General features: G+C 70.3%; 18 protein-coding genes. 7 read left to right on the top strand and 11 right to left on the bottom strand.

Annotation, left to right across the window (positions count from 1 at the left end):
- Both EV186_RS07380 and EV186_RS07375 read right to left on the bottom strand, forming a co-directional pair.
- Complete coding sequence (locus EV186_RS07380; RefSeq protein ID WP_133848258.1) at positions 1-1,203, bottom strand: glycosyltransferase family 4 protein; 1,203 nt, start codon at positions 1,201-1,203, stop codon at positions 1-3.
- Positions 1,200-2,063: a glycosyltransferase family 2 protein gene (locus EV186_RS07375; protein ID WP_243753864.1), complete on the bottom strand. Its 864-nt coding sequence runs from the start codon at positions 2,061-2,063 to the stop codon at positions 1,200-1,202. The genes EV186_RS07380 and EV186_RS07375 overlap by 4 nt, the downstream gene beginning before the upstream one ends.
- A gap of 95 nt (positions 2,064-2,158) precedes the next feature.
- Here EV186_RS07375 and EV186_RS07370 point away from each other — a divergent pair, with 95 nt between their 5' ends.
- Positions 2,159-3,397 carry an MFS transporter gene (locus tag EV186_RS07370; protein ID WP_133848842.1) on the top strand — a complete coding sequence of 413 codons (1,239 nt, stop codon included), beginning with the start codon at positions 2,159-2,161 and terminating at the stop codon, positions 3,395-3,397.
- A complete protein-coding gene (locus EV186_RS07365) occupies positions 3,394-4,365 on the top strand; it encodes a TolB-like translocation protein (protein WP_133848257.1) in 972 nt (323 codons plus the stop codon). The genes EV186_RS07370 and EV186_RS07365 overlap by 4 nt, the downstream gene beginning before the upstream one ends.
- A gap of 48 nt (positions 4,366-4,413) precedes the next feature.
- Here the strand turns inward: EV186_RS07365 and EV186_RS07360 are convergent, their stop codons facing one another.
- From EV186_RS07360 to EV186_RS39375, 3 genes are all read right to left on the bottom strand, one after another.
- Positions 4,414-5,430: a GNAT family N-acetyltransferase gene (locus EV186_RS07360; RefSeq protein WP_133848256.1), complete on the bottom strand. Its 1,017-nt coding sequence runs from the start codon at positions 5,428-5,430 to the stop codon at positions 4,414-4,416.
- Positions 5,427-6,359 carry a glycosyltransferase family 2 protein gene (locus EV186_RS07355; RefSeq protein ID WP_243753863.1) on the bottom strand — a complete coding sequence of 311 codons (933 nt, stop codon included), beginning with the start codon at positions 6,357-6,359 and terminating at the stop codon, positions 5,427-5,429. The genes EV186_RS07360 and EV186_RS07355 overlap by 4 nt, the downstream gene beginning before the upstream one ends.
- Positions 6,360-6,441: 82 nt before the next feature.
- Positions 6,442-7,506: a right-handed parallel beta-helix repeat-containing protein gene (locus EV186_RS39375; protein ID WP_208115496.1), complete on the bottom strand. Its 1,065-nt coding sequence runs from the start codon at positions 7,504-7,506 to the stop codon at positions 6,442-6,444.
- A gap of 382 nt (positions 7,507-7,888) precedes the next feature.
- On the opposite strand from EV186_RS39375, the gene EV186_RS07345 reads away from it, so the two are divergent.
- Genes EV186_RS07345 through EV186_RS07325 form a run of 5 tightly spaced genes read left to right on the top strand, consistent with a single transcriptional unit; the run spans position 7,889 to position 13,668 of the window.
- On the top strand, positions 7,889-8,773 hold the full coding sequence (locus EV186_RS07345; RefSeq protein ID WP_133848255.1) for a GumC domain-containing protein: 885 nt from the start codon (positions 7,889-7,891) through the stop codon (positions 8,771-8,773).
- Positions 8,770-10,128 carry an O-antigen ligase family protein gene (locus EV186_RS07340; protein ID WP_133848254.1) on the top strand — a complete coding sequence of 453 codons (1,359 nt, stop codon included), beginning with the start codon at positions 8,770-8,772 and terminating at the stop codon, positions 10,126-10,128. Before EV186_RS07345 ends, EV186_RS07340 begins: the two co-directional genes overlap by 4 nt.
- Positions 10,125-11,399 (top strand): ArnT family glycosyltransferase, encoded by a 1,275-nt coding sequence (locus EV186_RS07335; protein ID WP_133848253.1) that lies wholly within the window; start codon positions 10,125-10,127, stop codon positions 11,397-11,399. Before EV186_RS07340 ends, EV186_RS07335 begins: the two co-directional genes overlap by 4 nt.
- Positions 11,396-12,856 (top strand): oligosaccharide flippase family protein, encoded by a 1,461-nt coding sequence (locus tag EV186_RS07330; RefSeq protein WP_133848252.1) that lies wholly within the window; start codon positions 11,396-11,398, stop codon positions 12,854-12,856. Before EV186_RS07335 ends, EV186_RS07330 begins: the two co-directional genes overlap by 4 nt.
- Complete coding sequence (locus EV186_RS07325; RefSeq protein ID WP_133848251.1) at positions 12,853-13,668, top strand: glycosyltransferase family 2 protein; 816 nt, start codon at positions 12,853-12,855, stop codon at positions 13,666-13,668. Before EV186_RS07330 ends, EV186_RS07325 begins: the two co-directional genes overlap by 4 nt.
- A 24-nt stretch (positions 13,669-13,692) precedes the next feature.
- On the opposite strand, the gene EV186_RS07320 is transcribed toward EV186_RS07325, so the two are convergent.
- The 6 genes from EV186_RS07320 to EV186_RS07295 all read right to left on the bottom strand — a co-directional run bounded on the left by EV186_RS07320 (position 13,693) and on the right by EV186_RS07295 (position 23,626).
- A complete protein-coding gene (locus tag EV186_RS07320) occupies positions 13,693-15,630 on the bottom strand; it encodes a hypothetical protein (RefSeq protein ID WP_133848250.1) in 1,938 nt (645 codons plus the stop codon).
- A gap of 18 nt (positions 15,631-15,648) precedes the next feature.
- Positions 15,649-16,542 carry a hypothetical protein gene (locus EV186_RS38790; RefSeq protein ID WP_166659049.1) on the bottom strand — a complete coding sequence of 298 codons (894 nt, stop codon included), beginning with the start codon at positions 16,540-16,542 and terminating at the stop codon, positions 15,649-15,651.
- A 134-nt stretch (positions 16,543-16,676) separates the two neighbouring features.
- On the bottom strand, positions 16,677-17,363 hold the full coding sequence (locus EV186_RS07310) for a polysaccharide deacetylase family protein (protein ID WP_243753862.1): 687 nt from the start codon (positions 17,361-17,363) through the stop codon (positions 16,677-16,679).
- A complete protein-coding gene (locus tag EV186_RS07305; protein WP_208115495.1) occupies positions 17,360-18,418 on the bottom strand; it encodes a glycosyltransferase family 2 protein in 1,059 nt (352 codons plus the stop codon). The genes EV186_RS07310 and EV186_RS07305 overlap by 4 nt, the downstream gene beginning before the upstream one ends.
- A 12-nt stretch (positions 18,419-18,430) precedes the next feature.
- Complete coding sequence (locus EV186_RS07300) at positions 18,431-22,456, bottom strand: DUF4082 domain-containing protein (protein ID WP_133848249.1); 4,026 nt, start codon at positions 22,454-22,456, stop codon at positions 18,431-18,433.
- Between the two features lie 117 nt (positions 22,457-22,573).
- Positions 22,574-23,626, bottom strand: a complete 1,053-nt coding sequence (locus tag EV186_RS07295) for a DegT/DnrJ/EryC1/StrS family aminotransferase (protein WP_243753861.1) — start codon at positions 23,624-23,626, stop codon at positions 22,574-22,576.
- Positions 23,627-23,776 lie beyond the last annotated feature (150 nt).

The following is a 23,776-nucleotide window of genomic DNA, read 5'->3' as shown; positions in this document are numbered from 1 at the left end:
TCAACCCCTCAGCAGACCGTCGTAGACGGCGACATAGTTGCGAGCTTGCGGTTTCCAGTCCAGGACGGTAGCGGCCCGCTCCCGGCCACGCGCACCCATTCGCGCACGTCGCGGCTCGTCGTCGAGCAGGTCCAGCAGTGCGTCGGTGAACGCGTCCACGTCCCCGGGCTCGACGTCGACCGCACAGTCCAGCGTGGACTTCGCGTTCTCGCCGAGCCGGTAGGCCACCGACGGCACGCCGTAGGCCATGTACTCCATCGGCTTGTTCATCGTGGACACGTCGTTGAGCGGGCTCGCCGGGTCCGGCGTCACGCCCGCGGAAGCCGTCGAGAGGTAGTCGGCGATCTCCGGTGGGCCGACCCGGCCGGTGAAGTGCACGAAGTCGGTCAGGCCCAGTTCGTTCGTGCGGCGCTTGAGGTCCTCGAGGCAGTCGCCGAAGCCCAGCAACGCGAACTGCACGTCGTCGCGGCCGTGCTTGCGCACGACCCGCTCGGCCACGTCGATCAGGCCGTCCACGCCGTCCTGCGGGCCCATGATGCCGAGGTAGACCACCAGGTGCTTGCGGCCGCGGCGCAGCTGCGGCTTCGGCTCGCCCGGCTTCATCACCGTCGTGTCCGGCCCGGAGCGCACCACCGCCGTCCGTTCGATCGGCACGCCACCGCGCCGCACGGCGATCTGCTGGTACGAGGTGTTGGTCGAGACGACCCGGTCCGCGGTGCGGAACGTGCTGCGTTCGAGCCAGTAGAGGAACTTCAGCTGCATGCGCGCGGCGAGCCCCTTCGGCTCGCCGAACCGCGAACGGAACACCTCGGGGTTGAGGTCGTGGTGGTCGAAGACGAACCGCACGCCACGCAGGCGCCACAACCGGGCCAGCGCCCAGTAGGTGTCCGGCGGGTTGCACGCCTGGACGGCGTCGAAGCGGGACCGGCGCCACACCCGCAGCGACAGCCAGGCGGTGCGCAGCCAGCAGTAGACGAACTCCCACGCGTAGCCGAGCGCGCCCGCTGCTTCCTTGGGTGGCGCGTACTTGAGGATGTGCACGCCGTCGATCACCTGGCGCGCCGGGTCGCCGGGGCCCTTCGGGCAGATCACCGAGACCTCGTAACCGGCCTTGCGCAGCGCCTGGCACTCCAGCCAGACGCGGCGGTCCAACGGCACCGGGAGGTTCTGCACGATGATCAGGACGTGGGGCGTGCGGCTCAAGACGGGCCTCCGCTGCGGCTGGTTCGGTCGGCGGACCACTGCGAGCCGCGGTTGCGCAGCGCGCGCCACCGCGTCAGCACCCGGTCGGCGAGCAGGACGGTGAGGAAGCAGCCCGCGTCGAGCACCGGGACGCGCCCGGCGCGCACGTGCCGGACCAGCTCGCCGAGGCCGAGGCGGGGTTCGTCGGCCGGGCGGCCGAGCCGGTCGAGCTGGCGGTTGCCGAGCCGGACCCGGGCCCGGCGCCGCACGACGGCGCCGACGGTGCGAGCCGGCCGGACCACCGAGCGGGCACCGGCGACGCGCACGCGTTCGGCCCCGGTGAACGACCGATCGACCCACCCGTCGTCGGAGAGCACCTCCGGCATGGGGAAGACCCGCTCGTGGCCGGCCTCGGTCACCAGGTAGACGCCCGCCCCCGCGAGCATGCGGCGCTCGCCGATGAGCGTCTCCAGGACGGTGTGGAACCGCTTCGCGACCGGGCCGGTGGCCGCGAGGTCGTAGTGGGCGACCGGTGCCGCGGCGAGCACGCCGTCCTCGGCGGCCGCCTTGACCAGGGCGCGCACGGACTCGGTGTCGAGGTCCACGTCGGCGTCCAGGTAGAGCCGCGGGAAGGTCCGGCAGACTTGATCACCGAGAGCGATCGCGTTGCTCTTGCCCGGCTCGGGGGTCTCGATGACCACGACGTCGTCGCGGTCGCGGGCCACCAGCGCGGTGCGGTCGGCACACCCGTTGGCCACGACGACCACGTCCAGCTCACCCGGTTCGGCGGTGCCGGTCAGGACGTCGAGACACCGGCCGATGACGGCCTCTTCGTTGTGCGCGGCGATGACCACGCTCGCCACAGGGGTGCTGCAGGACACGACTGCGACATCGACCGCGCCCGGACACCTGTTACGGACAGTGAACCAGCGGCGATGTCGTCCCACGAGGGAGTGACCATCTGCCGGAGGTGAGCGTGTACGTCGCGTCGACGCGCAGCGGCAGGCCCGGCGCTTCGTCGACCCTTCGCACCGCCGTCCCGCGCACGGTGGTCCTGCTCGGCACGGTCAGCCTGCTCACCGACGTGTCTTCCGAGATGGTGACCGCGTTCCTGCCGGTGTACCTGGTCTTCACGCTCAACATGAGCTACCTGCAGGTCGGCATGCTGGACGCGGTCTACACCGGCGCGACGTCCGTGTTGCGCATGGTCGGCGGCTACCTCTCTGACAAGATCGGCAGGCACAAGGCCGTCGCCGTGGCCGGCTACGGCCTGTCGGCTGTGACGAAGCTCGCATTCCCGGCGGTCGGTGCCTCAGCGGCGGGGCTCTCCGGGGTGCTGGCCGTGGACCGGGCCGGCAAGGGCCTGCGCACGGCCCCCCGCGACGCGATGATCTCGCTGGTCACCACCAAGGAGAAGCTCGGCCGGTCGTTCGGCGTGCACCGGATGATGGACACGATCGGGGCCCTGCTCGGGCCGCTGGCCACCTACCTGGTCCTGACCTCGCTCGGCACGAAACCGGGCCCGATCTTCATGATCAGCTTCTGCTTCGCGATGCTCGGGCTGATCGTGCTGGTGTGCTTCGTCCGCCAGCCGCCGAAGGCCGAGGCCGTGCCGTCCGCGAGCCGCGTGTCGGTCAAGCGGTCGCTGGCGTTGCTGCGCGAACCCGGCATCGCCCGGACGTCGCTGGCCGCCTTGATGCTCGGGCTGGTCAGCATCGCCGACGTGTTCGTCTACCTGGTCCTGCAGTCGACCACCGGCGTCGACCCGCGGCTGCTGCCGTTGATGCCGCTGGGCACGGCGCTGGTGTTCCTGCTCGCGGCCACGCCGCTGGGCCAGCTGGCGGACAAGGTCGGCCGCTGGAAGGTCTTCTTCGCCGGGCACGTGGTGCTGCTCGGGGTCTACCTGCTGCTGCTCGGCCCGTTCGGCGGGCTGCCGCTCGCCGCGTGCACGCTGCTGCTGCACGGGCTGTTCTACGCGGCGACCGACGGCGTCCTGATGGCCCACGGCGCCACCCTCGTGGCCCCGGAGCTGCGGGCCAGCGGCCTGGCCATCGTGCAGACCGCGCAGGCGGTCGGCCGGTTCACCTCGTCGCTGCTGTTCGGCTTGCTGATGACCCAGTTGTCGATGGCGTCGGCGGTTCTGGTGGCGGTTGTGGCGCTGGCGGCCACACTGATCACCGTGAGCGCGCTGATCCGGCCGGCGGCCGGCGCATGACCGCATGGTTCACCCGCCACCGCATCGTCGTCGGCGTGGTCGCGATGGTCCTGGTCCTGCTGGGCGGGGTCACGTACGTGGTCTGGACGTCGCAGAGCCAGGCCGCGCCCGGCCGTGGCGCGAGCACCGCGACGGGGCTGCTGTACGTCGACCACGCCAACGGCAAGGACCAGGTCGCCCGGCTCGACCCGACCGGCGAGGTCAGCTTCGAGGACCTGCGCTGCCAGCGCGTCTACACGGCCGCGGGCACGACGATCTGCCTGCGCCTTGCCGGTCCGGGCCCCAGCTACGAGGCCGCCGTGGTGAACGCCTCCGGTGCCGTGGTGCGGACCGTCGGGCTGGCCGGTGTGCCCAGCCGCGCGCGGGTCTCCGCGTCCGGTCAGGTCGTGTCCTGGACGGTCTTCGTCGTCGGCGACTCGTACTCGACGCCGGGCGGCTTCTCCACCCGGACCGGCTTCGTGAACCTGCGCACCGGCGCGGAGATGGACTCCCTGGAGCCGTTCACCGTGCTGGTCGACGGCAAGGCGGAGAAGCGCGCCGACTTCAACTTCTGGGGCATGACGGTCGCGACCGACGACCGCACCTTCTACGCGACGCTGGGGTCGGCGGACAAGGCCTGGCTGATCCGCGGCGACCTGGTGACGCGCAAGGCCGAGACCGTGCGGCCCGGCGCCGAGTGCCCGTCGCTGTCCCCGGACCAGACCCGCGTGGCGTACAAGAAGCGAGCCGGCCGGCTCGGCCAGTGGGAGCTCGTCGTGCTGGACCTGAAGACCGGCGTGGAGACGGCGCTGCCCGGTTCGCTCGGCGTCGACGACCAGGCCGCGTGGCTGGACAACGCCACGCTGGCCTACGGCAAACCGGCCTCGAACGGCGGCTCGCCCACCATCTACGCGTCGGCCGCGGACGGTTCGGGCCAACCCCAGGTCCTGGTCAGCAACGCCAGCTCGCCGTCCCCGCCAGTGCCCTGAATGTCGCATCAGGGACGCTGACCGCCCCGAATGGGCCATTCAGGGCAGTCAGCGCGAGCGGAGCTTGCGCAGGACCGCCTTGGCGTGCGGCCCAACAGGCGACTCCTTGATCGCCGACCGCACGGCGAGCCCGGCGCGCCGCACCCCACGACGAGCCCGCGAAGCCACCATCCCCTGGCACACCTCGACGTGCCCGGTCATCGCCCGTCGCTTGTACTCGTCCTCACCGCGGCCGAGGTCGATCCGGACCAGCTCCGAAGCCGGCGCCGCCGACACCAGCTCCCGCAACAACACCCAGCCCGGCGCGTAGTTGCCGAAAGACGGTTCGTAAACCGGGAACCACCAGTGCAGGACGCCCCCGGACCGGATCCCGAAGTGCGCCGCGAACAACCGGTCGCCGGCGAACACCGCCGACAGCACCCCGCCGAACTCGGGCGAGCGCTCGGCCAGCAACCGGTGCAACAGCTCCCGGCGCCCAGGCACCGCGAAGTAGTCCCGCGCCCCGGTCGCCCGGTACTGCCCCCGCTTCAACTCGATGACCTGGTCGAGCACCGCCGGATCCGGCAGGTCGGCCTCGAACCGCAGCGCACCGAGCTCGCGCCCGGCCTTGGCCGTGCGCCGTCGTGCCTGCGCCATGTTGTCCCGCCCGGACTTCGACGCCCGCTTGAGGTAGCCGTCCAGCCCGCCATCGGTCTCGACGTACGGCGAGATGCGCCGCCCTTCGATCCACGGCTCGAACGCCGGGTGCCCGTCGACAAGGTGGTCGAACTCCAACGAGCGCGCCCCGAGCGCGGCCAGCGCCGCAGCCGGTTCGATGCCGGGGCCGATCGGCCCCTGGAAGTCCGCCCCCGGCCACCCGACCGGACGCGCCACACCTGCGTCGACCTGCACGGCCAGGACCCCGCCGTCGGCGACCACGACCTGGACGTCCCCGGCGACTTCGTGCACGGCGCGGCTGAAGTTCGGGTGGAAGTACGGGCTGTCCAGCGCGGGGTCCGCCTGCCGCAGCCGGTGCCAGGTTTCCAGGTCCTGCGCGGACAACTCGCCGAACCCGACGACCTTCACTGCGGCAGCACCGTGATCCGCGCCGAGGGGCGGACCAGCCACCGCACGGCCAGCCGCGCCGGGCGGCGCCCGGCCAGCGCCCGGACCGCCTGACCGGCGGTCACCGCCAGCCAGTAGAGCCCACCACGCACGAAACCGTTGCGCCGCCGGAACAACACGACCCGGTTCACGGTCTGCAACGCCCACAGCATCGGGTTGGTCCCGGACTCGCCGTTGAGGTGTTCCATCACCGAAGCCGGTTCGTACCAACAGGTCCAGCCACGATCGGCGGCCCGCAGGGTGAAGTCGGTCTCCTCGCTGTAGAGCAGGAAGCTCTCGTCCCAGCGGCCGACCTCCTCGGAGACCTGCCACGAGACCAGCATCGACGCACCCGTCGCCCAGACGGCCGGGCCCGGGTGCTCGTACTCCTCCGGGGCCACGACGAGCTCCCCGAGCCGCTTCGTCCGGCCGGCCCGCGCACCGAGCACGGCCTCGCCGAGGGCGTTGAGCACCGTGGGTTTGCGGCGCAGCGACGGTTGCAGCGACCCGTCGGGGAACACCAGGCGCGGCACGGTGATCCCGCGGCGCCCGTTCAGCGAAGCGGCCAGCGCCGCGATCGACCCGACCCGCAACCGCGCGTCGGGGTTGAGGATCAGCACCGCGTCCGGCGGATCCGGTCGCAGCGCGTCGATACCGGCGTTGATCGCGGCCGCGTACCCGGCGTTGCGGCCGAGCTGCACCACACGGATGGGCAAGCCCAGGTCCGCGGCGGTCTCGGCCAGCGCGACGGTGTGGTCGCGGGAGTTGTTGTCGACGACGAGGACGTCACGCAACGTCACGCCTTTGGCGCCGTCGAGCAGTGAGGTCAAGCAGTCGTCCAGCACGTCGGCGCTGTTGTACGTCACGAGCACAACAGCGACAACCATGTCCTTGCGGGCGGCCTCGGTCACGCACCGTGGATCGCGGTGTCCGATCGGCCCGTTACCGGGGCCGCCCGCTCGGTCAATTCTTCGGCGGTCAGTTCGCCGGCGCTCAGTTCGTCGGTGCAGGCACCACCTTGCCGGTCGAACTGAGGTTGTCCGACCACTTCGCGATGGTCACGTCGTTCTCGCGGGTCGCCTCACCCCAGCCGCCGGTCGTCGGCCCGAACCGGTTGCCGGTGACCACGGCGCCGCGCATCGGCTCCTCGAGCCGCAGCGTGAAGCCGCCACCCCGCAGGTAGTTGCCGATGATCTGCGGGTTGATCGACGGGGTCTGGTTGTCCGGCTGGATGAACACGGCGCCGTTCTGGTGCGTGCCGTCGTAGGCCAGGCCGTTCGGCCCGCTGATGTCGATCCGGTTGTACTTGATCACCAGATCCTTGCCGCCGTAGTTCTGGATGCCGTCGTTGTGCACGTTGTCCGGGTACGTGCCGAGCCGGGCCAGGTCGTGGATGTAGTTCTGCTCGAACTGGCTGTCGCCCGGGCCCACGTCCACGCCGTCGGGGTAGCCGGAGATGTCGCTGCGGATGACGGTCATCGTCGAGTCGCCGTGGAGGGCGCCGTCGCCCCACGGCCAGCCGGGCGTCTTGTCGCCCTTCTTGTACGTGATCGTCGTGTCCCGGATGTCGAGGTGACCACTGCGGCCCATCACCGCGGCGTACGCGAAGTGGTTGCCTTCGATGATCGAGTTCCGGATGGTCAGCGTGCCGTGCCCGTAGTAGTCGACCCCGGCCTTGATGTAGAGGCCGTCCAGCGTGACGTTGTCGCCGGTGACCTGCAGCGCGCCGGTGTTCCACACCGTGCCCTTCGGCAGGTCGCCCGGTCCGGAGATGACACGGAGCGAGGCGGGGTCGCCGGTGAAGCCGACCTGACCGGGTTCGGGCACGGTTCCCGGCGGGACCGGACCACCGGGCGCCGGTTTCGACGTCGTCGTCTGGTGCGTCGTCGTCGTCGTGGTGGTCGTCGGCTTCGGGGTGGTCGTGGTGGTCGTCGTCGTGGCGGTGGTCGTCGTGGTGCTGGACGACACGGGCGGCAACGGCGTCGGGTGTCCCGACTCGCGCGGTTGGCACGCCGTCAGGGCCACGGCTGCGGCGGCCAACGCCACCACGCCGAACATCGGGCTGCGTCTTCGGTTCTGCGACCGTCGAGGGCGCATGGAAACCTTCCCGTCGGTGCCGGCGTCGTTTCGCCGGCGTTCATCCCCGGGTTCCGGCCGTTCCCTGGCGTACCGCGTGCGGCACGACGGCCCGGAACCGGCGCAACCCTATGCACAGGCCGCCATAGATCACAATCAGGTCACGGACAGCTAACCGCGTCCGTTATGGCCCGAATCGCTACCGAAAGTGACGATCTGCAGGCTGTGCCATCAGATGCATCGCACGAAACGGCAGTTCATGACAGGCGCGTGGCCACCCGGAGTAACGATTTCGCCCACCCGGCGATTCTCAGCGCAGGAAGCCCTGTCCCGATGCTCGGGCAAGAAAGTCGGGGGAGCCCGGATGGACTTCATCAAGACCCTGCTGGTCCTGCTGAAACGCTGGTACGTGGCCCTGCCCATCTTCGTGATCGCCGTCGGGGCGGCCAGCCTGGTGTACGCGTCGGTGCCCGTTCGATACTCCTCGACCGGCACGGTCGTGCTCACCGCACCGACCGCGGGCGCGAGCAGCGGCCAGTCGTCGCAGGAACGCGGCCAGACCAACCCGCTGCTGGCCTTCGACTCCAGCCTGAGCATCACCGCGTCGATCATCATCCAGAGCATGGGCACGCCGCAGGTGGCGACCGAGCTCGGCGCGGACAAGCAGAACACCTTCGAGGTGTCCAGCGGTGAGTTGGGCGGGCCGTTCATCGTCGTGCAGACCGAGAGCTCGTCGGCGCAGCGCGCCCAGGCCATGGTCCAGCAGGTCATCGACCGGGTTCGCGCCCAACTCGACGCCCGGCAGAAGACGCTGAAGGCGCCGCCGTCGACGTTCATCAAGGCCGACGAGGTGGTGCCGGCGAGCGTCCCGGAGAAGCTGCTCGGCGGCAAGATGCGTGCCGCGGGGGCCGCGCTCGCGCTCGGCTTGTTCGCCAGCCTCGGTTCGGCGTTCGGCATCGAGAGCGTCCTGGCTCGGCGCCGCTCGTCACCGAAGGCCAAGAAACCGGCGAAGGACCCGAAGCCCCCGGTGCGGCACCGGGACGACGACGATGATCCGCCCAGGAGCATGTCCGGCACCATCGACCACCCGCCGGAGGACCGCACGGTGATCATGCCGCGGGTCCGCGCCCTGAACGGGTCGCTGCGCAAGGGGAACGTCTCGACCAAGACGGTGCCCCACACCAGCCCGGTGTCGGCGGCCCCGCGGCCGGTCCGGCGGCCGCCGGACAGCGCGGCCGACGAGTCGTGACCGTCCGCGCGCCTGGCGCGCAGCCGATCACCTCGACGCGGACGAGCAGGGCGCGGACCAGCTCGATGCGGATCGACGGGGCCACCCTCGGCTGCGTCTACGCGATCGCGTTGACCGCCATCCCGGCCAAGATGATCCTCAAGGGCATCCCGTTGGCGTTGACCCCGGCGGCGGTCGTCGGCCTGCTCACCGGCGTCGTCTGGTTCTGCACCCAGATGGTCACCACCCTCGGCGTCGCCAAGGGCCGCAACGTCGTGCGGACCACGCTGTTCATCTACGCGTCGACGCAGCTGGCGACCTACGGGTACGCGACGTTCGGGTTCCTGCCCCCCGACGAGCTCTCCGCGACCGACCGCGTGCTGATCACCGTCACCGCCCTGATCGCCATCGCGATCGGCGTGTGCGACGGCGTGCGCGGCATCGACCGGCTGACCAAGCTGCTGCGGGTCGTGGTCGTCGGCGCCGCGATCATGGCGTTCTTCGGGCTGTTGCAGTTCTTCGTCGGCTTCGACATCACCAAGAGCGTGAGCATCCCCGGCCTGAAACCGGCGACCACGGACATGAGCTACGTGCTGGAGCGGGCCAGCTTCCCGCGTCCGGCGGGCACCGCCGGGCACCCCATCGAGTACGGCGTGGTGTGCGCGATGATCACGCCGCTCGCGCTGCACTTCGGCTTCCGCGCCAAGGCCGACGGGCGCAAGCGGTGGCCGTGGTGGCTGGCGACCACGCTCATCGCGGTCGGCGCGATGCTGTCGTTGTCGCGCTCGGCGATCCTCGGCCTGGCCGTCGCCGGCCTGGTGCTCTTCCCCGGCTGGCCGGCCAAGCGCCGCAAGCAGATGCTGCTGGCGACGCCGCTGTTCCTTGTCGTGATGCGGCTGATGGTGCCGGGCCTGCTCGGCACCCTCTACAGCCTCTTCGCCAACATCTCCGACGACCCGAGCGCGCAGCACCGCACCAAGGCCATCGAACTGGCCGGGCAGCAGGTCGACCAGCACCTGTGGCTCGGCCGCGGGCTCGGCACGTACCTGCCGACCAAGTACGGCTGGCTCGACAACCAGTACCTGGGCACGCTCGTGGAGAACGGGCTGATCGGGCTGGCCGCGTTCGGGATGCTGTTCCTGATCGGCATGGGCGCGGCGCTGCGGGCGCGGTCGATGACGCGCGATCCGACCGAGCGGGACCTGGCGTTGTCGCTCACCGCGTGCCTCGCGGTGCCCGCCATCTCGGCGGCGACGTTCGACCTGCTCGGGTTCTCCGTCGCCTCCGGTTTCACCTTCCTGCTCGTCGGGGCGTGTGGTGCGTTGCTGCGCACCATGCGTGAGCGCCGCACCGAACTGGTTGGGGTGGGCTCATGACCGTCGCCGAGATCGCCCCTGTGTCCACTATGGACAGAGGGCGGGACTGGTTCGTGCGCAACTCGCGCACGATCGCCCTGGCCGCCGTGGTGCTGGCCGGGCTGGTCGCGACGGCGTACGTGCTGGCCCAGGGCGGGGCGCTGAAGTTCTACGACGAGCAGGAGTACCTGAACCTCACGCGGTCGATGGCGCAGGGCCACGGCTTCAGCGAGAACGGCGTGGCCACGGCCTACCGCCCGCCCGGCTACCCGATGCTCCTGGTCCCGTTCTACCTGGCCGGCGGCGGAAGCGTCGCGGTGCTGCGGCTGGCCGGTGTGCTGGCCCTGGCCGGTTCGGTGTGGTTGGCGTACCTGCTCGGGCGGCGCATGCGGTCGGCGGCGGTCGGTGCGCTGGCGGCGGTCGTCATGGCCGTCTACCCGCTGCTGATCTACACCGCGACCACGCTGTACCCGCAGGTCCCGGCGCTGTTCTTCCTGTTGCTGGCCGTGGAGTTCAGCCTGCGCGTCCCGTCCTCGGCCCACCCGTGGCGACCGGCGGTGGTGGCGGGGCTCGCGTCCGGGGCACTGACCTTGATCGTGCCGACCTTCGTCCCGTCGATCGCGATCGTGGTGGTCGCGCTCGGGTGGCGGTACCGGCGGCGTGCGGTCGTCGGAGCGCTGGCCTTGCTGGTGGTCGTCGCCGCGGTGCTGCCGGTCGCCTGGTGCGTGCGCAACGCCCTGGTGATGCACGCGTTCGTCCCCGTCGCGACCAACAACGGCAACAACCTGCTGCTGGGCAACAGCGACAACGTGACCGCGGGCGGCGGCCGGGTCGGCGACATCTCGGCCTACGAAAAGGTGGCACAAGCCCAGGGCATGAACGAGGTCGAGCAGGACGACTACTACCGGCAGGCCGCCGTCGACTGGATCACCGCGCACCCCGGGCAGGCCGCGGAGTTGTACGCGGGCAAGGTCGTCAACACCTTCTCGTTCCGCAACGAGCTGGCCACCGCCGGCGCGGGCGACCCGATGAAGGACCTGGTGTCCGCGCTCAGCTACTACCCGATCCTCGCCCTCGCGGTGTTGCGTTTGCTGCTGTTCCGGCGATTCCCGTTGCGTGGCACGGAAAAGCTCATGGCGGTGTTGATCGTGGCGAACGTCCTCGTGCTCGCCGTGTTCTTCACCCGGCTGCGGCTGCGCATCCCGCTCGATGGCCTGACCATCCTGCTGGCGGCGGCCGCCGCCGGGTGCCTGGCCACGCTGTGGCGCCGCCGACGGGAGCGGACGACATGACCGAGCCGACCCCGTCCATCGGGCGCCGGGTCGGCCGCGGCGCGTTGTGGAGCCTGGCCAACAACGTCGTGCTGCGGCTCGGCACGCTCGCCGCGGGCATCGCCCTGGCCCGGATCCTGAGCCCGGCCGACTACGGCGTCTTCGCCGTGGCGCTGGTCGCGATGACCCTGCTGCAGGCGTTCAACGAGCTCGGCGTCAGCCTCGCGCTGGTCCGGTGGGAACGCCCGGTGCAGGAGTTCGCGGGCACGGCCATGACAATCTCCATGGGGTTCAGCGCCGGGCTCTACGCGCTGGTCTACGTGCTCGCCCCGCCGTTCTGCGACGCGATGGGCAGCCCCGGCGCGGTCGGTGTGCTGCGGGTGCTGTGCATCGCGGTCGTGATGGACGGCATCGCGTCGGTGCCGGCGGCCATCCTCAACCGGGAGTTCTTGCAGGGCAAGCGGTTCCTGTCCGACGCCCTGTCGTTCGTCGTGGTGACGTCGCTGACGATCGTGCTCGCGGTCAGCGGGTTCGGGGCGATGAGCTTCGCGATCGGGCGCATCGGCGGCAACCTCGTCTCGGTCGTGACGTACCTGAAGCTGTGCCCGGTCCGGCTGAAGCCGCAGTGGGACCGGCTCGTGGCCCGCGAGCTGGTCCGGTTCGGCTTGCCGCTGGCGGGATCCAGCCTGCTGGTCCTGTCCGTCACCAACCTCGACAAGATCATCATCGGGGCGTGGACCGACACGGTCGCCCTCGGCCTGTACCTGATGGCGTTCAACCAGTCGAGCCTGCCGCTGCAGGTCTTCTCCGAGGCCGCGCGCCGGGTGTCGCTGGCCGGGTTCTCCCGGCTGGTCGACGATCCACCGCGGCTGTCCCGCTCGCTGGCCCGCGGCGTCGCGTTGCTCATGATGGCGTCGGTGCCCATCTGCACCGGCCTCGCCTGCTACGCCGCACCGATGCTCTCCGCGGTTTACGGACCGCAGTGGACCTCGGCGGCGGCGGCCCTGCAGGTCCTCGCGGTGCTCGGCCTGGTGCGGATCGTGCTGTTCATCGGCTACGACCTGCTCGTGGCCATGGACGGCAACCGTGTCCTGCTTCTCCTGCAGGGGATCTGGCTGGTCGCGATGGTCCCGGCGGTCGTCGTGGGCACGGCGCTGGACGGCATCCGCGGCGCCTCGGTCGCACAACTGCTCGTCGCCGCGGTCGTCGTGCTGCCGGCGTTCGTCGTGGTGCTCCGCAGGCGCGGGCTCGACCTGTGGCCGACGGTGGTCGCCTGCCGTCGCCCCGCCATCGGCGCGCTGCTGATCGTGGCCGGCGCCTTCGCGGTCCACGCCCTCGTCTCCGGGCCGTGGCCACAGCTGCTGATCGGCATCGTCGTGTCCGTCGTCCTCTACGTCCCGGTGGTGCTGCCGATGCGTGCGCTGCTGCCCGGTCGTTCCCCCTCGCCAGATCGGTCTTCGTCGGAGGTAGCCGCATGACCACCCGCTCCGCGGTCTCGAGCCGGGCCCGGCGCGCGCTGCGCGACACGTTCGGCCTCTGGCCGATGCACGAGGCGGCCACCCGGGCCAAGCTCGGCCACCGCGTCCCGGCGCTGAAGCGCTTCGAGGACGCGGAGGTCGCGCGCCTGCACCCGCGCACGCGGCACCTGCCGCCCGCCCTCGTCGCGACCGTCATGCCGACTTACCAGCGACCCGAACTGCTGCAGCAAGCCGTCGACTCCGCGCTCGGCCAGACCGTCACCGACCAGGTCGTGATCGTCGTCGACGACGGCGGCGGGCTGCCCGCGCTGCCGCTGGACCCGCGGCTGGTCGCGGTCAGCCTGTCGCGCAACACGCACGTGCTCGGGCTGGTGCGCAACGTGGGGATCCGGCTGACCCGCTCCCGCTTCATCGCGTTCCTCGACGATGACAACACCTGGCGCGCCGATCACCTCGAGAGCGCGCTCGCCGGGCTCGCCGAGGGCGCCGACCTCGTCTACACGGCGGTGGAACGCCGCCGCGGCGACGGCACCGTGCACGACGTGCTGTCCACGCCCTTCGACCGGACCACCTTCCGCGACGGCTCGTCCTATGTGGACGCCAACTCGCTCGTGGTCCGCCGCGGTCCGGACGCGATCTTCAGCCGGATCCCCCGGGTGCGGGCCACGCTGCCCAAGGAGGACTGGGAGTTCGTGCACCGGTTCGCCAAGCGCCACGTGGTCACCCACGTGACCGCGCCGACCGTCCGCTACCTGGTCAACGAGGACAGCTACTACACGACCTGGAAGAACGAGGCCGGCCCCGCCGAGTAGCCGGCGAGGCCGGTCGTCCGCCGGTCACCGCAGGGTGGCCATCCGCACCTCCGCCAGCTTGGTCTTCTCGAACACCTCCCACATCGAGATGCCGCCGAGGTTCCCGGTCTTGCTGGTCATCTCGCCCCACTGGCGCTGTGCGTCACCCACCGGCTGGAACACGAAGTAGTTCGTGTCCTTGCACTTGCGCCACGAGCCGTGGACGACCATCTTGCCCTCGGTGTACCGGTCGATGTCGATCTGCCGGGCGCTCCAGTCCTCCACGACGACGGGCCGCCGCGGGCTGAACACCTTGTCGCTGTTCACCTCACCGATCAGGTCGCCGACCCGGACCTCGAGCCAGGCCCCCGGCCGGGTCGACTTCGACAACACCTGGTCGATCTTGCGACCGTCCTTCGTGGTCTCCGGGAAGATCATCTCCCCGGCCGACAACGGCGTGAACGCCAGATCCGCCCGGTACAGCTTGCCGACCTTGCCGCCGATCACCACCCAGAGGTAGGCGCCCTTGCTGTCGAACTCGACGGCCTTCTGCTTGACCTGTTCGACCGGCCGCTTCTGGTTGTCCTCCGTCGGCGGCGTGATCTCCCACTTGTCCACCCCGGGGACCCGCTCGGAGTGGCCGTACCGGTGCAGCTCCGTCGCGCTCAGCAGGCCCTGGGCCGCGGCCGCGAGCTCGTCGCCCGAGACCACCTGCCCGGGCTCGATCGGCAGGTACTTGATGATCAGCCGGACGAGCTTGTCGATGACGACCTCGGCCAGTTCCTCCGCGATCTCCTTGACCTCCCCGCTCGCCGCGGCCTTCAGCAGCCCGGGCAGATCCTCCTTGGCGAACTCGGCGAGCTGGCTGAAGACGCTGTCCTCGGTCTCCTCCTTGGTCTTGCCCGCGGCGATGTCGACCAGCTGCTGGGCCAGCTCGACCCGACGGTCGTAGTAGCCGTAGCCGGCGGCCTCGAAACCCTTGCGGATGAACGACCAGGCCGGGATCTGGTCCGAGGCGATGGCGATGAAGTCGAGCAAAGCCTTGAAGTTCGCCTTCTGCTTGTTGGCGACCCGCTTGGCCATCAAGGTCTTGTCCTCGCTCGCCAGCGTGAAGCCGAACCCCTTGACGTGGCTCTTCTGCTGCAGGCGCACCTGCCGGTGGGCGTCGGCCGCCATCACCTGGCGGTCGATCACGATCTTCTTCAGCGCCCCCGCGACGCTGACCACCGGCTTGAACTGCGGCGGCGTGAACTCGTTGGCCAGCTCGATGAGCAGGTCGGCGGCGGACAGCGCTTTGGCCAGGGCCTTGGAAGCCTCGTCCGGGTTCTCCTGCACCCACGCCTTGAGGGCTTCCTCGTCGAGCATCTTCACGGCGTTGTCGACCGCGACCTTGGCGTCGGCGCCGAGCTCGTAGTACTTGGGGGCGAGCGCCCGGGCCTCCCCCGGCAGTTCGGTCACCAGGCGGGTCAGCTTCTCGGTGTCGTGGGCCTCGATGGCGGCGTCGATGCCGGTGATCATCTTGAGCACCTTGGCCAGGTCGTGGTCGATGACGTGCTGCGCGTCGGCTTCGAGCGTCTTCGCGCTCTTGAGGACTTCTGTGCCCGACGACGTGACCTTGACGAACTCCAGGGACCCCAGCTTCCTGATCTCCGCGGCGACCCCCTTGACCGTGTCGACGGTCTTGGGTGCCTCGTTGAGCCAGACCTTGGCGACCCGGATGGCCTCGTTCTTGGCGCCGAGTTGTTTCTCCAGCGCTTTCTCGAACTCGGCCTGCAGCTCGGCCTCCTTGTTCTGCTCCTTGGTCACCTTGGCCGCGTGGTCGAACCCGGACCGGACCGCCTTGGTCTTGTTGAACGTCCCGTTGCGGATGCTCGCCTGGAGCTCCCCGGCCTGTTCCTTGGTCAATTCACCGACGTGTTTCGCGATCTTTTGCTTCAGGTATGTCTCGAGCTCTTTGATCTTCTCTGCGTTGGGTGTGGTCATGACGATGCTCCCTGCCGATCAAGAGATTTTGAGTTCGCTGCCGAGCGCGTTCTCCATGGCCTTTCGGATTTCGTCCTCGGTCAGGCCGTCGAGGCCGGGGATCTCGAGCATCGCCTCGTCGAGCGACGTCGACATGACCGCGGTCGCCACGACGGCCTCGGCCGCGGGCACCGGCTCGGGCGGCACCGAGTCCTGCTTCGGCGGTTCCTGCTCCGGCGGTTCCTGCTCCGGCGGTTCCCGCAGCACCGGTTCCTGCAGCACCGGTTCTTGCGGCTCCGGCTCGACCGGCTGCTGCAGCTCCGACTCCAGCTCGACCGGCTCCTGCAACTCCGGCTCCAGCTGGACCGGTTCCTGACCCGGCTCGGGCACCCACTCGCTGCGGTCCTCGTTCATGACCCACCACCGGGTGCCGTCCCACGTGCGCTGGACCACCCACTCGGTCTTCTCCTGGTTGAGCACCAGCCACCGGGTGCCGTCCCAAGACCGCTGCGGCACCCAGTTGCCGTCTTCGTAGTGCGACCACTCCCCGGTGGTGTCCTCCCAGCTCCACAGGGCTTCCTCGGCCGCGGCCGCCTGCTCGGCGTCCTCCTCGGCAGCCGGTTGGGCCGCCGCGGCCGCGAGCAGTTCCACATACCGGTCGGCGAGGGTGTCGTACTTCTCGGCCAGCGCCGCCACCACGTCGAGCGGCGCGGACTCGTAGCGCTCCAGGTCCTCGGCGAACAGGCGGACGGCCGCCTCGTCGACGCCGCCGGCCCCGCGTTCGAGTAGGCGCGCGGTGAACTCCGCGTAGTCGGCCACCTGCTCCGGCTCGTTGTACGCCGCGTGGATGGCGGTGAACCACGCCTCGGCTTTGCTCCGGTCGCCCTGGTGATCCACCGCCGTGATGGCCCAGGTGTAAACGGCTTCATCCATCGGTGCGCTCCTTGTCTCGGTCACGAAGGACCCGAGGGCGCACGCTATTGCGGAAATCGGAACAATTGCAGAAGCGATGGGGACGACGTCACATCACTTTGGGGCACGACAATTCATTCGACCCGAAAGGGCAGTCAGCGCACGCGTTTGACACCGCGCGCCAGGAAACGGCGGGCACGGGTGGCCGCGGTTGCTCGATCGAACACCACGGAATTGATCCATTCACGCGTCATGGCCGCGTGCAGGCTGGTGCGCGCCTGCAGCCAGGTTCCCCTTCGGGCGGGCCCGCCGTCGCTGGTGTAGACCCGGCGCACCCCGGCCCGACGCAGGTGCGCGAGCACGGTGCGGTCGTAGGAGCCGAACGGCACGGCGACGCGGTCGATCGGGGACCCGGTGACCTCACCGAGCACCTCGTGCGCCTGGTACAGCTCACGCAGGACCGCGGCCTTGTCCAGGGTGCGCCAGTCGACGTGCGACCAGCCGTGCGAGCCGACCGTCATGCCCGCTTCGAGCAGAGTGCCCACATCGGACCGGCTGACCCGCCCGGGGGCGTCCAGCAGGCCCGCGAGCAGGAAGAACTGCGCGGTCAGGCCGCGGGAAACCAGGCGGGGCAAGCCGATGCGCACGTCGGAGTCGTTGCCGTCGTCGAAGGTGATGCGCACGTCGTGGCCTTGGGCCACGGCCGCCTCGGCGGCGTCCAGCGCCTGCTCGAACTGCTCGACCGTGACCCAGGTCCTGTCCTCGCCGTCCTCGAGCGGGCGCACCGGGTCGCCGATGCCGTGGACGGTCAGGTTGAGGACCCGATCTCCCCGGCTCGTCACACGCCGCTCCGTTCCCACCGCTTCACCCGCAGCTCGCGGCGCACCCGGCGGGCCGCGGCGGTCAGCACCAGCGGGCGCAACGCCGACGCCCGGCGCTGGCCCAGCCACTGCCGGAACTTGAGGGTGTGCCATTCGGGCAGGCTGGTGAGGTCGCCGGTGGCCTCGCGGGCGAACTCGACCAGCTCGTCCACGGGGTGCTCGTCGACCTGCCCCTTGTCGTATGCGCGGCCCGCGCGGCGCAGGGCGTCGCGGGCGAGGACCCGGCGGACCTTGCGGTCCCACTCGCCCTGCTCCGGGAGCAGCTTGTCGGCCCGGCGCAGCAGCGCCGTGTAGGCGGCAAGGCGTTGCCGGAGGTCGGCGACGCCGGAGGCGTAGTACGCGGCGGACATGTTGTTGCCGTGCACCCGGTAGTACGCCTGGTCCACGCCACGCAGGTAGCCGACGTCGGCGTGCAGCGCCATGCGCATCCACATCTCGATGTCGCCGGTGTGCCGCAGTTCCGGGTCGTAGCCACCCACGGACTGCTGCAGTTGCGTGCGGACGACGACTTCGGGCGAGGTGATGCAGCCGTCGGCCACGGCGAAGCGGCGGCGCAGCCATGAGGTGCCGTCGTAGATGGTCCAGCCGTTGCCTTGGGTCCGGGCGTAGGGCAGCGGCATGCTGCCGTCCCAGTGCAGCGGCCTGCCGTAGGCGAAACCCACCTCGGGGTGGGCGTCCAGCAGCGCGGTCGCCCGGCGCAGCGCCCCCGGGGTGAGGGCGTCGTCGGCGGAGAGCAGGACGGAGTAGTCGGCCTTGGCCCAGTCCAGCAGGCCCTCGTTGTAGGTGGCGATGTGGCCCTTGTTCTCGCGGTGCTCCAGGACCTCGACCCGGCTGTCGGCCTCGGCCAGGTCCCTGGCCACCTCCGCGCTGCCGTCACCGGAGGCGTCGTCGATGACCAGGACCCGGACGTCGACCCCCGGCTGGTCCAGCACACTGCGCACCGCGGTGGGCAGGACCGAGCCGTACCTGTAGCAGGGGATCACCACGTCTACTGTGGACTTCCTGGACCGCCGCAAAACCGTCTCCCCCTAGGGACTCGTGGTGAACACCGCGTCCACCCAGTAGTTGGTCGGGCCGCCTTCGCCTGCCGGGAACACGCCGCCCGTCCCGTAGCGGTACACGCCGTTCGACGCGCCCGCGACGGAGGCCGGTCCGGTCAGCGGCCCGTTCACCTTGTCCGCGGTGAAGTACTGCGTGGTGTAGCCGTACCGGCCCGCGGAGGTGAAGTAGCTGACGAGGTAGGTCGTCCCGGCGGTGACCGCGACCGGCGTGGCGAACGTCAGGGTCTGCCAGCCCGATCCGCTCTCACCGGTGAAGGTGCCGGTGGCGAGCTGGGTGCCGCTCGACGACCACAGCGTCCCGGTGTGCGTGCCGGGGTCGCCCAGCGTCTTGTAGAACCGGACGCCGGTGATGAAGCCGTTCTGCGTCGGCTTGATCCGGGTGCCGAGTTCCACCGCCGAGTCCACGGCACTGGCGGCCGGGGTGTCGGTCGGGCGGAACAAGGTGCACGGGCACGCGCCGACCGCGCCGGTGGTGAAGCTCCACGTGTACGGCGTGCCCATCGCGTTGCCCTGCAGGTCGGTGGCCTGCACGCTCACCGTGTACGTCGTGCTCCCGGCCAGTGCGCCGGTGGACGCGAACGTGACGCTCTTCGCGTCCGGCGCGACGGTCGTCGTGCCGGCCGCCGTGCCGCCCGGGCCGGTGACGGTCATCTGGACCGAGCTCGCGTTGACCGCTTCGGAGAAGTTCGCGGTCACGCCGGTGCCGGTCGAGACGCCCGTGGCGCCCGAGGGCGGGGTCGTCGAGGTGATGGTCGGCGCGGTGTTGTCCGCACCGGCGGTGTCCACCACGACGTCGACCCAGTAGTTGGTCGAGTTGTAGGAGTTCGACGGGAAACCGCCGCCGTACTCGAACACGCCCTGCCCGCCCGCGGACGGCGAAGACGGTGCCGTCACCACGCCCCGGCCCGCGCCCTTGGTGGCGAAGTAGCCGCCGTCGGCCGCGTAGTGCCCGGTCGGGGTCCGGTAGGACGCGACGTACGTCTGACCGGCCGTGATCTGGACCGGCGAGCTGAACGTCAGGGTCTGCCAGCCGGAGGCGGACTCACCGGTGTACGTGCCCGTCGCCAGGCGCGTGCCCGAGGACGTCCACAGCGAACCGGTGTGGCTGCCGGTGTTCGCGGCCGACTTGTAGAACTTCACGCCGGTCACCGTCGCGTTCACCGAGGTCGTGAACTTGACGCCCAGCTCCACATCGGACCCGTCACCCGCGTCCGCGATGCCCGGGGTCTGGACGCCGAACAGGCTGCACGGGCACGGAGCCGCACCGGCGCCGGTGGTGAACGACCACGTCTTCGGCGACGCCATCACGTTGCCGAACCCGTCGGCCGCGGTCACCGTTGCCGTGTAGGTGGTGTTGGCCGCCAGCAAGGCGGTCGGGGTGAACGTGGCGACCTTGTCGTCCACGGTCAGCGTGCCCGGGACGCCCGTGCTGCCCGCCTTGAGCGTGAACTGCACGCTCGCCGGGTCGACGCTCTCGGAGAAGGTCGCGCTGACCGTGCCGTCGGTGTAGGCACCGGTGGCACCGCTCGCCGGGGCGGTCGAGGAGACCGTCGGGGCGACGTTGTCGGCGGTGGCGGTGGTGACCACCGGGTCGACCCAGTAGTTGCCGCCGTTGAAGCTGTCGGACGGGAAGCCCGAGCCGTAGCGGAACACGCCGTTCCCGCCAGCGACGCCGCCGGTGGCCGGCGCGGTGAGCGGGACGATGCCCGCGCCCTTGCCGGTGAAGTAGCCCGCGTCGACCGAGTAGTGGCCGTTGGGCGCGGTGTAGGACACCACGTAGGTCTGCCCGGCGCGGATCTGCAACGGCGTGGTGAAGTTCAAGGTCTGCCAACCGGAGGCCGACTCACCGGTGAAGGTGCCGGTGACCAGGCGCGCGCCCGCGCTGTTCCAGATGGACCCGGTGTGCGTGCCGGTGTTCGTCGTCGCCTTGTAGAAGCGGACGCCGGTCACGGTCGCGTTCACCGAAGTGGTGAACTTCGTGCCGACCTCGATCGCCGAGCCGTCCGCGGAGTCCACAGTGGTCGGTGCCGAGTTCTGGAACAGGGTGCACGGGCACTGCTGGGCGCCGACGGTCACGTTGACCGTCCTGGTCGCGCCGAGGGTGGCACCGTCGTCGGAGGCGCGGACCAGGATCGTGGTCGCGCCGAGCTGGCTCGGCGTCCACGGGTAGGTCCAGTTGTCCAGGCCGTTGGCCTTGTGCCAGCTCGCGCCGTTGTCGAGGGAGACCTCGACGGCGGCGACCTTGCCGCCGCCCACGTCCACGGCGGTGCCGCGGATGGTCTGGTCGGACCCGGCGGGCACGGTCGAACCGGCCACGGGCGAGGTCACGGTCACGGTCGGACCGGTGGTGTCGGTGCTCTTGGTGGCCGCGGTGAGGCCGGCCATCAAGGTGCGCGGCTGCGCGCCCATGTCGGCGAGCACGTTCACGGTCGCCTGCTGCATCGCGAGGTTCGCCGGCGCGCTGGCCGGCGCACCCGGCGGGTACAGGTGCACGGAGTCGAGGCCCCACGACCACTGCACGGTGCCCAGGCCCCACACCAGCGCGCCGCTGGTCTGGTCGCGGTACATCGTGATGTTGTGGGTCTTGGTGCCGTCGCCGTAGGCGTTGCCGTAGTCCTGCAGCACGAAGTCGCCGCCGACCATGGTCACCGTGGTGCTGGAGTTCTGGATCGACCCGGCCGGCCGGTAGCCGTTGTCCGGGTCGGTGTCCCACTCGTAGCCGAGCGAACCCGCCGTCAGCGTGGTCGTGGTGCCGGCACTGGCGATGGACGTGTTGCGCCACATGCGGTTGCGCCCGAAGGACGCGGGCACCTGGATGGCGTCGGCGCGGTAGCCGTTGACCTCGAAGAGGGTGCCGGTGACGGCGTTCTCGGGCCGGCCACCGTCGGACGGCGGCGACAACCGCGGGTCACGCCAGGTGCCCGTCCACGCGGCGTTCGGGTCGATCTTGGTGCCGACCTTGGTTTCCTTGTAGCAGACCAAGGTGCGGTACGCGGTGTTCGTGCCGTCGGTGGAGTTCTCGAAGCGGGTCTTCCAGAACATCTCGTTGCCCGACATGAAGATCATGTTGACGCCCGCGGCGCGCGCCGACTCGATGCCGGCGCGCTGCGTCGCGTTGACGTACTCGTCGTGCCCGGAGGAGACGAAGACCTTGTGGTTCTTCAACAGCGCGGGGTTGCGCGTGACGTCCACACCGGAGAGGTAGGAGACGTCGTAACCGTTGCGCTCCAGGAACCTGATGAGCGGGTACTCGGCGTTCATCGGCGAGGCGGTGCCGCTGTTGAGGTACGGGCGGTTGTAGCTCGCCTTGTACGCGCGACCGTCCGACGAGCCGAAGTTGCCGACGTAGAGGCTGTTGGCCTCCGGGTTGTTCGGGTCGCCCGGCGTGATGCTGTTGCCGTAGGTGTTGTACGCCTCCCACGTCTGGTCGGAGGTCTGCACCACCATGTCCGAATGCGACGCGTCGGAGCGCACCACGAAGTAGGCCTGCGACGCACCCGGTGCGTCGTTGCGGATGAAGTTCGCGACGTAGAAGCCCGGCACCGCGGTGGACGGCACCTGCCAGCTCGTCGACACCTTCCAGTTGCCGCAGTCGGTCATGCCGCTCGCGGAGTCCTTGAGGCACGTGGGTTGCGTCTGCGGCAACGACACCGTCGGGCTCAGCGACGTCTGCAGCCGGGCGCCGTTGCCGCCGTAGTAGCCGAGGCGGTAGATGTCGACCTGGTAGTTCGTGCTCGGCGTCTTGACCTTGAGGTCGAGCCGCTCGCCGGGCTGCACGCTCATCTGCGTGGTGTAACCGTCGATGTCGCCGTAGGTGCCGTCGACCCACCAGTCCGACTGCGGCGAACCCGCTTTCGAGTTCTCGCAGACGATCGGGTTGGTCGGGGCGTCGCACGGACCTGCGTTGGCGGTCGGGGGTAGTGCGACTGCCAGGCCCGCGGTCAGCAGGACGCCGAGCACTCCCGCGCGTATGCGCCGCAGTGTTCCGCTCATCGGGTCCTCCACGCTGTGTGATCGGGTCCGGCAGCACAAAATGAGCCGGGCTACCCCCTAGTCGCAGGTAGACAGCTGCTCGTTACTCTTATTGGGGGACAAGGCACTTATGTCACTTCACGTATCGTGACGACGCCGGACAGCGTTGGACAGGACGTCCACGACCCGCTCCTGCTGGGCCGCGGTGATCTCCGGGAACAGCGGCAGGGACAGGATTTCGCCCGCCAGCCGCTCGGCGACCGGGAACGATCCGCCGAGCCCGGCGAACGCTCCGGTGCGGTGCACCGGCACCGGGTAGTGGATGCCCGCGCCGATTCCCGCCTCGTGCAGCGCGGCGAGCACGGCGTCCCGATCCGGCACACGCACCACGTAGAGGTGCCACACCGGCTCGTTGCCTTCCGCCACAACGGGACCGTGCACGGTTTCCAGTTCACCGATGAGCTTGTCGTAGCGCTGGGCGGCTGCGCGGCGGGCGTCGTTCCAGCCCTCGAGCCGGCGCAGCTTGGCCCGCAACACCACGGCCTGCAAGGTGTCCATGCGGCTGTTGAAGCCCAGCGCCGTGTGCTCGTACTTGCGCGGCGAACCGTGTTCCCGCAACAACCGCACGGCCTCCGCGAGGTCCGAACGCGACGTCGTCACCGCACCGGCGTCGCCGTACGCCCCGAGGTTCTTGCCCGGGTAGAAGCTCGTCGCGGCGATGTCGCCGAGCGCACCGGCGGGCAACCCGTTGCGGCGCGCGCCCTGCGCCTGCGCCGCGTCCTCCAGGATGGCCACCCCGTCGGGCACGACGCCACGCAACTGCTCGACCGGCGCGGCCTGCCCGTACAAGTGCACCGGCAGCACGACCTTGGTGCGCGGGGTCACCGCGGCCGCGACGGCGTCCACGGAGATCAGCGCGGTGTCCGGGTCGCAGTCCACGAGCACCGGTGTGGCGCCCGCGCGGGCCACGGCCTCCGCGGTCGCGATGAACGTGTTCGCGGGCAGGATGCACTCGTCGCCCGGCCTGGCACCCAGGGCACGCAACGCCAGCTCGATCGCGTCGGTGCCGTTGCCGACGCCGACGCAGTACCGGGCCCCGACGTAGGACGCGTACTCGTGCTCGAACTCGGTGACGTCCGGGCCGCCGACGAACGCGGTGCGGGCGAGCACGGCGTCCCAGCCGGCGCGCACCTCGTCGGCGACCGCGGCGTGCTGCGCCGCAAGGTCGACAAGGGGGATCTGCCCTTCCGCCTCCCCGGCGTTTCCGGAAATGGCTGCGTTGGAGGCGAAAGGTGCAACCTGGTCAGCTGATTGTGGCTGGGTTGCGTCACGTTCCCCTGA

The organism is Labedaea rhizosphaerae, from assembly GCF_004362825.1.
In the GTDB taxonomy this organism is placed as follows: domain Bacteria; phylum Actinomycetota; class Actinomycetes; order Mycobacteriales; family Pseudonocardiaceae; genus Labedaea; species Labedaea rhizosphaerae.
This window is presented reverse-complemented; position numbering and strand designations above follow the sequence as displayed.

Bases quoted from the DNA above. Each gene is read 5' to 3' on its own strand.
- EV186_RS07365 (WP_133848257.1), top strand. From the start codon at position 3,394: ATGACCGCATGGTTCACCCGCCACCGCATCGTCGTCGGCGTGGTCGCG.
- EV186_RS39375 (WP_208115496.1), bottom strand. From the start codon at position 7,506: ATGTTCGGCGTGGTGGCGTTGGCCGCCGCAGCCGTGGCCCTGACGGCG.
- EV186_RS07345 (WP_133848255.1), top strand. From the start codon at position 7,889: ATGGACTTCATCAAGACCCTGCTGGTCCTGCTGAAACGCTGGTACGTG.
- EV186_RS07335 (WP_133848253.1), top strand. From the start codon at position 10,125: ATGACCGTCGCCGAGATCGCCCCTGTGTCCACTATGGACAGAGGGCGG.
- EV186_RS07330 (WP_133848252.1), top strand. From the start codon at position 11,396: ATGACCGAGCCGACCCCGTCCATCGGGCGCCGGGTCGGCCGCGGCGCG.
- EV186_RS07325 (WP_133848251.1), top strand. From the start codon at position 12,853: ATGACCACCCGCTCCGCGGTCTCGAGCCGGGCCCGGCGCGCGCTGCGC.
- EV186_RS07320 (WP_133848250.1), bottom strand. From the start codon at position 15,630: ATGACCACACCCAACGCAGAGAAGATCAAAGAGCTCGAGACATACCTG.
- EV186_RS38790 (WP_166659049.1), bottom strand. From the start codon at position 16,542: ATGGATGAAGCCGTTTACACCTGGGCCATCACGGCGGTGGATCACCAG.
- EV186_RS07300 (WP_133848249.1), bottom strand. From the start codon at position 22,456: ATGAGCGGAACACTGCGGCGCATACGCGCGGGAGTGCTCGGCGTCCTG.